The organism is Vibrio cyclitrophicus, assembly GCF_024347435.1.
Classification (GTDB): Bacteria; Pseudomonadota; Gammaproteobacteria; order Enterobacterales; family Vibrionaceae; genus Vibrio; species Vibrio cyclitrophicus.
The window spans coordinates 1,382,372-1,396,921 of the sequence record NZ_AP025480.1; the positions used below are offsets into that span (position 1 = coordinate 1,382,372).

Sequence of the window (14,550 nt, forward strand, 5' to 3'; positions counted from 1 at the left end):
ATGGATATTGAAGTTTCGCGCCAGGCTGCAGTAGTTGAAGCTGTGAGTGGTGATGTTGTCGTAGTTAAGCCTGACGGTAGTGCAAGAAAGGTTTCAGTTGGCGATACTATCCGTGCAAATGAGATCGTTATTACTTCGAACGGATCGGAAGTTCTATTAGGTGTTCAAAACGCTGCTATTCCAGTTGGCGAGAATTGTGTCGGTTGTGTTGATAATAATGTTGCGTGGGCAGAGGTACCAATTGCCGGTGAGGTTAATTTCGATTCAGAGCAAGCGGACGCCGGAACCTTTACCGACGATGACCTTGCTGCTATCCAAGACGCAATTTTAGGTGGTGCCGACCCAACTCAAATATTAGAGGCAACGGCGGCTGGTGGCGGGCTGGGTTCTGCAAATGCTGGCTTCGTGACCATCGATTACAACTATACGCAAACTCAACCGACAACTTTTTTTGAAACCACAGGGCTAGACGACGAAGTTACAGAAGAACCTCGCGAAGAGTTCCGATCGATAACCCGCTCATCTGGCGGTCAATCAATCAGTGGAGGGCTCACTGAAGGTTCCATTTCTGATAATACCTATCCCCAGTCTATTACATCTACAGAGACGATAATTGCCGGCAGTTTAGCGCTCGCACCTGATTCTTTTACCCCAGAAACGTTATCCCTCGCGTCACTACTTAGTGAACTTAATAGCGACATTACCTCAAGCGGTCAGCCCGTCACCTTCACGTATGACGCGGTGACCAATTCTATCGTTGGTGTGCAAGGTTCTGACGAAGTATTACGTATCGACATTGAAGCCGTCAGTGTTGGCAATAACATTGAGCTTTCTTTAATCACAACGATTTCTCAGCCGATTGATCACGTACCGTCTGTTGGCGGTGGCCAGGTTTCCTACACTGGCGACCAAATTGATATCGCCTTCGATATTCAAGGTGAAGACAGCGCTGGGAATCCGCTAGCAACACTCGTCAACGCACAAGTTTCAGTGTTTGATGGGATAGATCCGTCTGTTGAAAGTGTAAATATCACTAACGTTGAAACTAGCAGCACTGCAATCGAAGGAGCTTTCTCAAATATTGGTAGTGATAACCTTCAATCAGCCGTATTTGATGCAAGTGCACTGGAGCAGTTTGATGGGTTGCTCAGTGATAATCAAAACACGCTCGCCAGACTTTCTGATGATGGGACAACGATTACTCTGTCCATCCAAGGCCGAGGTGAGGTTGTTCTCACTATCTCGCTTGATACCGATGGCACCTATAAATTCGAGCAGTTTAAACCGATAGAGGAAGTTGGTAGTGATACTCTCTCGTTTGCTTTGCCGATAACCGTTACTGATTTTGACCAAGATGTCATACAGAATATTATCAACATTGCGATTACTGATGGCGACAGTCCCGTTATTACTAATATTGACAGTATTGATGTCGATGAGTCGGGAGTCGTTGGTGGCTCACAAGAGGGGACTGCGACAGTATCTGGAAGTGGTAGTGTTACTGCGGATATTTTTGACAGTGATATCATCGACCATTATGAGCTTGAGCCGACGGAGTTTAATACTGATGGTTCTTTAACTTCTAATGGCGAAGCCGTACTGCTCGAGCTTATTGATCAAACTAACGGTGTAAGAACTTACGAAGGCTATGTTGAGGTCAATGGTTCTAGAATTACAGTCTTTGACGTTAAAGTGGATAGCCCGTCATTGGGGAACTATGAATTCACTCTATACGAAGAGCTATCTCACCAAGGTGCTGAAGATGTGCTGCTAACCTTTGCATTGCCGATTTATGCCGTTGATGCGGATGGTGACCGCTCTGCACTGTCTGGAGGTTCGAACACCCCAGAAGCTGCTGAGATTCTCGTCAATGTTAAAGACGATGTCGTTGAACTCGTTGATAAGGTTGAGTCAGTAACGGAACCCACTTTAGCGGGTGATACCATTGTTTCGTATAACCTGTTCAGTTTCGAAGGCGCAGATGGATCTACAATTCAATCGTTTAACTATGATGGTGTTGATTACTCGCTAGATCAAAGCCTGCTCCCCGATGCTACTCAAACTTTCAGTTTTACTGAGGGTGTGGTCACTATCTCGTTGAATGGTGATTTCAGTTTTGAAGTCGCTCGTGATATCGACCACTCAAGCAGCGAAACTATCGTCAAACAGTTTTCATTTTTAGCTGAAGATGGTGATGGCGATATTGATACATCATCACTTGAACTAAGCATTACCGATGGTCAGAACCCAGCCATAGATCTGATTCCACCTGTTACTTTATCTGAAACAGATGTTGCCGATGGTTCTGCACCAAGCGGAAGTGCAGTGAGCGCTACTGAAACGATTACCTTTACTGCAGGCAGTGATGATGTGGCGAGTTTCCGTATTGAACCAACCGAGTTCAATGTAGGTGGAGCTCTGACGTCCAATGGGTTTGCGGTTGAGATAAAAGAGGATTCTGCTAATCCGGGTACTTATATCGGTTTTATAACCGATGGTTCGAATACTGAAATCCCAGTGTTCGCCATTAGTTTCTCGACCACCACACTTGGTGAATACAGCTTTACTTTACTTGAAGCGTTAGACCATGTGGATGGTTTAGATAATAACGATCTGATCTTCGAACTGCCTGTTTATGCGGTTGATAGTGATGGCGACGATTCACTGGTGTCTCAGCTTAATGTGACCATCGGTGATGATGTCCAAATAATGCAAGATGGCACATTAGATATCGTTGAACCAAATCTGGCTGATGGAACAATCACAACCAATACCATTGATGTGATGCCAAATCAGAGTGCCGATGGTGCGACGATCACTCAGTTCACTTATGACGGTGTTGTAAACACACTGGACCAAAGTATTTCAGGCGAACAGCAATTTAGCTTCACAGAGGGTGAACTGTTTATTACCCTTGAAGGTGAAGTACGTTTTGAGCCGAACCGCGATCTAGACCACTCGGCGAGCGAAGACATCGTGAAGTCGATTGTCGTAACTTCAAGTGACTTCGATAACGATCCGGTGACTTCAACCATTACGCTGACCATTACTGATGGTGACAATCCGATTATTAATACGGTGCCGAGCGTCTTACTTGAAGAAGCTGATTTAATTGATGGCTCATCGCCAAGTGGCAGCGCGGTAAGCTCCACTCAAACCATTACTTTTACCAATCAAAGTGATGATGTGGTTCGTTTCCGTATTGAGCCAACGGAATTTAATACTAACGATGATCTTAAATCGAACGGTCTAGCCGTTGAGTTACGTGAAGACCCGGTAGGGTCGGGTGACTATATTGGTTTTACGACCAGTGCCACAAACATAGAAACTACAGTATTCACATTAAGCTTTAATTCTGGGGCATTAGGCGAATACACGTTCACGCTCATCGAAGCGTTAGACCACCAAGATGCCCGTGGCAACAACGAGCTTAGCTTTGATTTACCTGTTTATGCGGTAGACAGTGATGGCGATGATTCACTGATGTCTTCGTTAAGTGTGACCATCGGCGATGATGTTCAAATTATGCAAGACGGTACGTTAGATATCGTTGAACCAAATCTTGCTGATGGCACGGTAACAACTAGCATTTTCGATGTGATGCCGAATCAAAGTGCTGATGGCGTAACGGTGACGCAATTTACTTATGACGGCCAGCTTCGAACGCTTGACCAAAATGACAATGGCGAACAACAGTTCAGCTTCACGGAAGGTGAGTTGTTTATCACGCTTCAAGGTGAAGTCCGTTTTGAGCCCAATCGCAATCTAAACCACACATTGAACGAAGACATCGTGAAATCAATCGTGGTGACGTCTAGCGATTCCGATAACGATGTGGTGACTTCCACAGTAACGCTGACCATTACCGATGGTGATATCCCAACCATTGATAATGTGCCAACAGTGACTTTGTCGGAAACGAATCTGAGTGATGGCTCTGCACCAAGCGGTAGTGCGGTGAGCTCAACTCAAACTATTACTTACACCACTCAAAGCGATGATGTGACCAGCTTCCGCATTGAACCAACCGAATTCAATGTTGGTGGCGCTCTCACATCAAATGGATTGGCAGTCGAACTGAAAGCCGATCCAACCACGCCGGGCGGCTACATCGGTTATGTTACTGATGGTTCGAACGTTGAAACCAACGTGTTCACGATTAGTTTCTCGGATACCAATTTAGGCCAGTATACCTTTACGTTGATTGAAGCGGTAGATCATGTCGATGGCCTTGCAAATAACGATCTGAGCTTTGATCTGCCGGTTTATGCAGTTGATAGCGATGGCGATGATTCACTGGTTTCTCAGTTAAATGTAACCATCGGTGATGATGTTCAAATCATGCAAGGTGGTACGTTAGATATCACGGAACCAAATATTGCAGACGGCACAATCACAACCAACACCATCGATGTGATGCCTGAGCAAAGCGCTGACGGCGCGACGATCACTCAGTTTACTTATGATGGTCAAGTTCGAACGCTGGATCAAACTGACAATGGTGAGCAGCAATTTAGCTTCTCAGAAGGTGAGTTGTTCATCACTCTTCAAGGTGACGTGCGCTTTGAGCCAAACCGTAATCTAGACCACACGGTTAACGAAGACATCGTCAAATCGATAGTGGTGACCTCAAGCGATTCAGACAATGACGTACTGACCTCCACAGTGACGCTGACCATCACCGATGGTGATATCCCAACCATTGATGCAGTGCCAAGCGTTACACTTTCGGAAACTAACTTAAGTGACGGCTCTGCGCCTAGCGGCAGTGCAGTAAGCCAAACTGAGACGATTACTTTCACTAATCAAAGTGATGATGTGGCGAGTTTCCGTATTGAGCCAACCGAGTTCAATGTAGGTGGAGCTCTGACGTCTAATGGTTTTGCGGTCGAGATAAAAGAAGACTCTGCTAACCCGGGTACTTACATCGGCTTTATTACCGATAGTTTGAACACTGAAGTTCCAGTTTTCACGATTGCCTTTTCTACGGGTACGTTAGGTGAATATACCTTTACCTTACTTGAAGCGTTAGACCATGTGGATGGTTTAGATAATAACGATCTGAGCTTCGAACTGCCTGTTTATGCGGTTGATAGTGATGGCGACGATTCACTGGTGTCTCAGCTTAATGTGACCATCGGTGATGATGTCCAAATAATGCAAGATGGCACATTAGATATCGTTGAACCAAATCTGGCTGATGGAACAATCACAACCAATACCATTGATGTGATGCCAAATCAGAGTGCCGATGGTGCGACGATCACTCAGTTCACTTATGACGGTGTCGTAAACACACTGGACCAAAGTATTTCAGGCGAACAGCAGTTCAGCTTCACAGAGGGTGAACTGTTTATTACCCTTGAAGGTGAAGTGCGCTTTGAGCCGAACCGCGACCTAGACCATTCAGTTAGCGAAGACATCGTGAAGTCGATTGTCGTGACTTCAAGTGATTTTGATAATGATTCTCTGACATCAACCATAACCCTGACGATTACGGATGGTGATAACCCTACGATTGATGTTATTCCAAGCGTTACCCTCTCTGAAACGAATCTGACTGATGGCTCTGCGCCAAGTGGCAGCGCGGTAAGCTCCACTCAAACCATTACTTTTACCAATCAAAGTGATGATGTGTTTCGTTTCCGTATTGAGCCAACAGAGTTCAATACTAACGATGATCTTAAATCGAACGATCTAGCCGTTGAGTTACGTGAAGATCCGGCAGGGTCGGGTGACTATATTGGTTTTACGACCAGTGCGACGAATGTCGAAACCACGGTATTTACACTGAGTTTTTCTAGCACCACATTAGGTGAATATACCTTTACTTTGCTTGAGGCTTTGGATCATCAAAATGCCCGTGGCAACAATGACCTCAGTTTTGATTTACCCGTTTATGCGGTAGACAGTGACGGCGATGATTCACTGATGTCTCCGTTAAGTGTGACCATCGGCGATGATGTTCAAATCATGCAAGATGATACGTTAGATATCGTCGAGCCAACCGTCGCAGATTTGGCCGCTGGCACAGTGACAACCAGCACCATTGATGTGATGCCAAACCAGAGTGCCGATGGCGCGACGATCACTCAGTTTACTTATGACGGTCAACTACGAACACTTGACCCAAATGATAACGGGGAGCAGCAGTTTAGCTTCACGGAAGGTGAGTTGTTTATCACGCTTCAAGGTGACGTTCGTTTCGAACCTAATCGCAATCTAGACCACGCGCTGAACGAAGACATCGTGAAATTGATCGTGGTGACGTCTAGCGATTCGGATAACGATGTGCTTACCTCAACAGTAACGCTGACCATTACCGATGGTGATATCCCAACCATTGATGCAGTGCCAAGCGTTACTCTTTCTGAAACTAATCTGAATGATGGCTCTGCACCAAGCGGCAGCGCAGTAAGTCAGACCGAGACGATTACTTACACGAATCAAAGTGATGATGTGACGGGTTTCCGCATTGAGCCTACTGAATTCAATACTGGCGGTACGTTGAAATCGAATGGGTTAGTGGTTGAGCTGAAAGCCGACCCAACCACACCGGGCGGGTACATTGGTTACGTTACTGATGGCTCGAGCGTTGAAACCAACGTGTTTACGATTAGCTTCTCTGATACTAACTTGGGCCAATACACATTCACCTTGCTTGAAGCGTTAGACCATGCTGATGGCTTGTTGAATAATAACTTGAACTTTGATCTTCCTGTTTACGCTGTCGATAGCGATGGTGATGATTCACTGGTGTCTCAGTTAAATGTAACCGTCGGTGATGATGTTCAAATTATGCAGGGCGGTGTCTTAGATATCACGGAACCAAATCTTGCTGACGGCACAATCACAACCAACACCATTGATGTGATGCCAGAGCAAAGCGCTGACGGTGCGACGATCACTCAGTTTACTTATGACGGGCAAGTTCGAACGCTGGATCAAACTGACAATGGTGAGCAGCAATTTAGCTTCTCAGAAGGTGAGTTGTTCATCACTCTTCAAGGTGACGTGCGCTTTGAGCCAAACCGTAATCTAGACCACACGGTTAACGAAGACATCGTCAAATCGATAGTGGTGACCTCAAGCGATTCAGATAATGACGTACTGACCTCCACAGTGACGCTGACCATTACCGATGGTGATATCCCAACCATTGATGCAGTGCCAAGCGTTACACTTTCGGAAACTAACTTAAGTGACGGCTCTGCGCCTAGCGGCAGTGCAGAAAGCCAAACTGAGACGATTACTTTCACTAATCAAAGTGATGATGTGGCGAGTTTCCGTATTGAGCCAACCGAGTTCAATGTAGGTGGAGCTCTGACGTCTAATGGCTTTGCGGTCGAGATACAAGAAGACTCTGCTAACCCGGGTACTTACATCGGCTTTATTACCGATAGTTTGAACACTGAAGTTCCAGTTTTCACGATTGCCTTTTCTACGGGTACGTTAGGTGAATATACCTTTACCTTACTTGAAGCGCTAGACCATGTGGATGGTTTAGATAATAACGATCTCAGCTTCGATCTGCCTGTTTACGCTGTTGATAGCGATGGTGATGATTCACTGGTGTCTCAGCTTAACGTCACGATTGGTGATGATGTCCAAATCATGCAAGACGGTACGTTAGATATCATCGAGCCAAATCTGGCCGACGGTACGGTGACAACCAGCACCATTGATGTGATGCCAAATCAAAGTGCCGATGGCGCAACGGTCACTCAGTTTACTTATGACGGTGTCGTAAACACACTGGACCAAAGTATTTCAGGCGAACAGCAGTTCAGCTTCACAGAGGGTGAACTGTTTATTACCCTTGAAGGTGAAGTGCGCTTTGAGCCGAACCGCGACCTAGACCATTCAGTTAGCGAAGACATCGTGAAGTCGATTGTCGTGACTTCAAGTGATTTTGATAATGATTCTCTGACATCAACCATAACCCTGACGATTACGGATGGTGATAACCCTACGATTGATGTTATTCCAAGCGTTACCCTCTCTGAAACGAATCTGACTGATGGCTCTGCGCCAAGTGGCAGCGCGGTAAGCTCCACTCAAACCATCACGTTCACCAACCAAAGTGATGATGTGGTTCGTTTCCGTATTGAGCCAACAGAGTTCAATACTAACGATGATCTTAAATCGAACGGTCTAGCCGTTGAGTTACGTGAAGATCCGGCAGGGTCGGGTGACTATATTGGTTTTACGACCAGTGCCACAAACATAGAAACTACAGTATTCACATTAAGCTTTAATTCTGGGGCATTAGGCGAATACACGTTCACGCTCATCGAAGCATTAGACCACCAAGATGCCCGAGGCAATAACGACCTCAGCTTTGACCTACCTGTTTATGCGGTAGACAGTGACGGCGATGATTCACTGATGTCTCCGTTAAATGTCACTATCGGCGATGATGTTCAAATTATGCAAGACGGTACGTTAGATATCGTTGAACCAAATCTTGCTGATGGCACGGTAACAACTAGCATTTTCGATGTGATGCCTGAGCAAAGCGCTGACGGCGTGACGATCACTCAGTTTACTTATGATGGTCAAGTTCGAACGCTGGATCAAACTGACAATGGTGAGCAGCAATTTAGCTTCTCAGAAGGTGAGTTGTTCATCACTCTTCAAGGTGACGTGCGCTTTGAGCCAAACCGTAATCTAGACCACACGGTTAACGAAGGCATCGTCAAATCGATAGTGGTGACCTCAAGCGATTCAGACAATGACGTACTGACCTCCACAGTGACGCTGACCATCACCGATGGTGATATCCCAACCATTGATGCAGTGCCAACAGTGAACTTGTCAGAAACGAATCTGAGTGATGGCTCTGCACCAAGCGGCAGCGCGGTGAGTTCAACTCAAACCATTACTTACACCACTCAAAGTGATGATGTGACCAGCTTCCGCATTGAACCAACCGAATTCAATGTTGGTGGTGCTCTAACATCAAATGGATTGGCGGTTGATCTGAAAGCCGATCCAACCACTCCGGGCGGCTACATCGGTTATGTTACCGATGGCTCGAACGTTGAAACCAGCGTGTTCACGATTAGTTTCTCAGATACCAATTTAGGCCAATACACCTTCACCTTACTTGAAGCTTTAGACCATGTTGATGGCCTCACAAATAATGATTTGAGTTTCGACTTACCGGTTTACGCCGTCGATAGTGATGGCGATGATTCACTCGTGTCTCAGCTTAACGTCACGATTGGTGATGATGTTCAAATTATGCAGGGCGGTGTCTTAGATATCACGGAACCAAATCTTGCTGACGGCACAATCACAACGAATACCATTGATGTGATGCCAGAGCAAAGTGCCGATGGCGCGACGATCACTCAGTTTACTTACGACGGCGGGACGGTAATAACACTCGACCAAAATGACAATGGTGAGCAGCAATTTAGCTTCACGGAAGGTGAGTTGTTCATCACTATTGAAGGTGAGGTGCGCTTCGAACCCAATCGTAATTTAGACCACACGGTTAACGAAGACATCGTCAAATCGATAGTGGTGACCTCAAGCGATTCAGACAATGACGTACTGACCTCCACAGTGACGCTGACCATTACCGATGGTGATATCCCAACCATTGATGCAGTGCCTAGCGTTACTCTGTCTGAAACCAACCTTAGTGACGGCTCAGCACCAAGCGGCAGCGCAGTCAGTCAAACTGAGACCATCACCTTTATCAATCAAAGTGATGATGTAGCAAACTTCCGCATTGAGCCAACCGAGTTCAATGTCGGTGGAGCACTAAAATCGAACGGAGCTGCGGTCGAGATAAAAGAAGACTCTGCTAATCCCGGTACTTACATCGGTTTTATTACCGATGGTTCGAACGCTGAAGTTCCAGTGTTCAACATTAGTTTCTCTACGAGTACGTTAGGCGAATACACCTTTACCTTACTTGAAGCGTTAGACCATGCGGATGGTTTAGATAACAACGATCTTAGCTTCGACCTGCCTGTTTATGCTGTTGATACGGACGGTGACGATTCACTGGTATCCCAGCTTAATGTGACCATCGGTGATGATGTTCAGATCATGCAGGACGGTACGTTAGATATCACCGAGCCAAATCTGGCTGATGGAACAATCACAACCAATACCATTGATGTGATGCCAAACCAAAGTGCCGATGGCGCGACGATCACTCAGTTCACTTATGATGGTGCCGTAAACACACTGGATCAAAGTATTTCAGGCGAACAGCAGTTCAGCTTCACAGAAGGCGAACTGTATATCACCCTTGAAGGTGAAGTACGCTTTGAACCTAATCGCGATCTAGACCACTCAGTGAGCGAAGACATCGTGAAGTCGATTGTGGTGACTTCAAGTGACTTCGATAACGATTCTCTTACTTCAACCGTTACGCTGATCATTACTGATGGTGACAATCCGACTATTGATGCGGTGCCGAGCGTATCACTTGAAGAAGCTAATCTTGCTGATGGTTCCACGCCAACTGGCAGCGCGGTTAGCCAAACGGAAACCATCACTTTCACTAATCAAAGTGACGATGTTGAGAAATTCCGTTTAGAGCCAAGTGAATTTAATACCAACAACGCGCTCAAGTCAGATGGTTTAATCATTGAGATTCGAGAAGAACCAACAGGTTCAGGCAATTACATTGGTTTCACGACTGATATTTCGAATGTCGAAACCACAGTGTTTACACTCGATTTCAGCAGTACCACTTTGGGTGAGTACACCTTCACGCTTCTGGAAGCGATTGACCACACACCAATTCAAGGCAACAACGACCTAACATTTAACTTGCCAGTTTACGCGGTTGATAGCGATGGTGATGACTCTGTGATGTCGCCACTGGCTGTAACTATTACTGATGATATTCAAGTGATGGTTAATGACTCTCTCACTATTGAAGAGCCAACGGTTGCAGATTTGGCAGCAGGTACGCCGACTACGCCAATCGTTAATGTCCTTGATGAAGAAGGAGCTGATGGCACGACCATTACTCAGTTCACTTACGATGGTGGGGCGGTATTGACGCTTGACCAAAATGACACGGGTGAGCAAAAGTTTGTGGTTGCTGACGGGTCTTTGTATATCACTCTACAAGGCGATATTCGTTTCGAACCAAGTCGTAACCTCGATCATACTGGTGGCGATATCGTTAAGTCGATAGTCGTAACATCGAGTGATTCTGATAGCGATCTTGTGTCTTCAACGGTAACGCTAACCATTACCGATGGCGATATCCCAACGATTGACACTGTGCCAAGCGTTACGCTGTCAGAAACGAATCTGAGTGACGGATCTGCTCCGAATGCAAGTGCGGTAAGTTCCACTCAAACCATTACCTTTACTAACCAAAGTGATGATGTGACAAGTTTCCGTATTGAACCGACGGAGTTCAATATTGGTGGTGCTCTCACATCAAACGGATTGGCGGTTGAGTTGAAAGCCGACCCAACCACTCCGGGTGGCTACATCGGTTTTGTGACAACCGCTCCGAATGTTGAAACTAACGTGTTTACGATTAGCTTCTCGGATACCAATTTAGGTCAATACACCTTCACCTTGCTTGAAGCGTTGGATCATGTAGATGGCTTAGCGAAGAATGATCTGACTTTTGACCTTCCTGTTTACGCGGTTGATAGCGATGGTGATGATTCACTGGTGTCTCAACTGAATGTGACCATTGGTGATGATGTTCAAATCATGCAAGGTGGTACGTTAGATATCACTGAGCCAAACCTTGCAGACGGCACAATCACAACGAATACCATTGATGTGATGCCAGAACAAAGTGCCGATGGCGCGACAATCACCCAGTTTACGTATGACGGTCAAGTTCGAACTCTGGATCAAAATGACAATGGTGAGCAGCAATTTAGCTTCACAGAAGGTGAGTTGTTCATCACTCTTCAAGGTGACGTGCGCTTCGAACCAAACCGTAATCTAGACCACACGCTTAGCGAAGACATCGTGAAGTCGATTGTGGTGACTTCAAGCGATTTAGATAACGATGTGGTGACGTCAACGGTCACTCTGACTATTACTGATGGTGATATCCCAACCATTGATGCGGTGCCAAGCGTTACGCTTTCAGAAACCAATCTCGTTGATGGGTCTTTACCAAGCGGCAGTGCAGTAAGTCAGACTGAGACTATTACTTTCACGAACCAAAGTGATGATGTAGTGAGTTTCCGAATTGAACCAACCGAGTTCAATGCCGGTGGAGCACTAAAATCGAACGGATTTGCAGTTGAGATAAAAGAAGACTCTGCTAACCCGGGCACTTATATCGGTTTTATTATTGATGGCTCGAATACTGAAGTTCCTGTCTTCACTATTGGCTTCTCTACGACCACACTAGGTGAGTACACCTTTACTCTGCTTGAAACGTTAGACCATGTGGATGGTTTAGATAATAACGATCTGAGCTTTGAACTGCCTGTTTATGCGGTAGACAGTGATGGTGATGATTCTCTGGTATCTCAACTTAACGTGACCATTGGTGATGATGTCCAAATGATGCAAGACGGTACGTTAGATATTGTTGAACCAAATCTTGCAGACGGAACAATCACAACCAACACCATTGATGTGATGCCAAATCAGAGTGCCGATGGTGCGACGATCACTCAGTTTACTTATGACGGCGTCGTAAACACACTGGATCAAAGCATTTCAGGCGAGCAGCAGTTCAGTTTCACAGAAGGTGAGCTGTTTATCACTCTTGAAGGGGAAGTACGCTTTGAGCCGAACCGCGACCTAGACCACTCAGTGAGTGAAGATATCGTGAAGTCGATTGTGGTGACTTCAAGTGATTTCGATAATGATCCGGTGACTTCAACCATTACGCTGACCATTACCGATGGTGATACTCCAACCATCGATGCAGTGCCAAGCGTTACGCTCTCAGAAACAAATTTAGCGGATGGTTCTGCGCCAAGTGGCAGTGCGGTTAGTCAAACGGAGACGATTACTTTCACCAACCAAAGTGATGATGTGGTTCGCTTCCGTTTAGAACCAACCGAGTTCAATACTAACGATGCACTTAAATCGAATGGTTTAGCGGTCGAACTGCGTGAAGATCCTCAAGGTTCTGGTCAGTACATCGGATTTACTACCAGTTCGTCTAACGTGGAGACGACAGTATTTACGTTGGACTTTAACTCCGGAACCTTAGGTGAATACACATTTACTTTAATCGAAGCTCTGGATCATCAAGATGCGCGTGGCAACAACGATTTAAGCTTTAATCTACCTGTGTATGCGGTTGATAGTGATGGCGATGATTCGTTAGTTTCTCAGCTTGGCGTGACCATTGGCGATGATGTTCAAATCATGCAAGACGGTAAGTTAGGTATCGTTGAACCAAATCTTGCTAATGGTACGGTAACAACCAGTATTTTCGATGTAATGCCGAATCAAAGCGCTGATGGCGCAACAGTGACGCAATTCACTTATGATGGCCAGCTTCGAACGCTTGACCAAAATGAAAATGGTGAGCAGCAGTTTAGCTTTACGGAAGGTGAACTGTTCATCACGCTTCAAGGTGAAGTGCGCTTTGAGCCTAATCGCGATTTAGACCACAGGCTGAACGAAGACATCGTGAAATCTATCGTGGTGACGTCTAGCGATTCGGATAACGATGTGCTGACCTCAACGGTAACGCTAACCATTACTGATGGTGATATCCCAACCATTGACACAGTGCCAAGCGTTACGCTGTCAGAAACGAATCTGAGTGACGGCTCTGACCCGAATGCCAGTGCGGTGAGTTCAACTCAAACGATTACCTTTACTAACCAAAGTGATGACGTGACGAGTTTCCGCATTGAACCGACTGAGTTTAATGTTGGTGGTGCTTTGACATCGAACGGATTGGCGGTTGAGTTGAAACCCGACCCAACCACATCGGGTGGCTATATCGGCTTTGTGACCACGGCTCCGAATGTTGAAACTAACGTATTCACGATTAGCTTCTCAGATACTAACTTAGGCCAATACACATTCACTTTGCTTGAAGCGTTGGATCATGTAGATGGCTTAGCGAAGAATGATCTGACTTTTGACCTTCCTGTTTACGCGATTGATAGCGATGGTGATGATTCACTGGTGTCTCAACTTAAAGTCACCATCGGTGATGATGTACAGGTCATGCAAGACCAAGCGCTTAATATTATTGAGCCAACGGTTGCTGATTTGGCTGCAGGTACTCCGACGACAGCTACTGTTGATGTGATGCCTGAACAAAGCGCCGATGGGGCGACAATTACTCAGTTTATATATGATAACGGAGCAGTAATAACGCTTGATCAAAACGATACGGGTGAACAGAAGTTTGTCTTTGCTGAAGGTTCACTGTTCATTACCTTGCAAGGTGAAGTGCGCTTCGAGCCAAATCGTAATCTAAACCACACCGCTAGCGAAAACATCGTGAAGTCGATAGTGGTGACTTCGGGCGATTCAGATAACGATGTAGTGACGTCAACAGTAACTTTGACCATTACTGATGGTGATATCCCAACCATTGATGCAGTGCCAAGCGTTACC

Annotated in this window: 1 protein-coding gene (running past one end of the window); it reads left to right on the top strand. The window is 45.8% G+C overall.

The features are described from left to right. Positions 1-14,550, top strand: the 5' portion of a protein-coding gene (locus OCW38_RS06285; protein ID WP_261895462.1) for a retention module-containing protein. The gene runs 13,149 nt beyond the window's last position; 14,550 of the gene's 27,699 nt are visible here — the first part of the coding sequence; its start codon is at positions 1-3; its stop codon lies beyond the right edge, outside the window.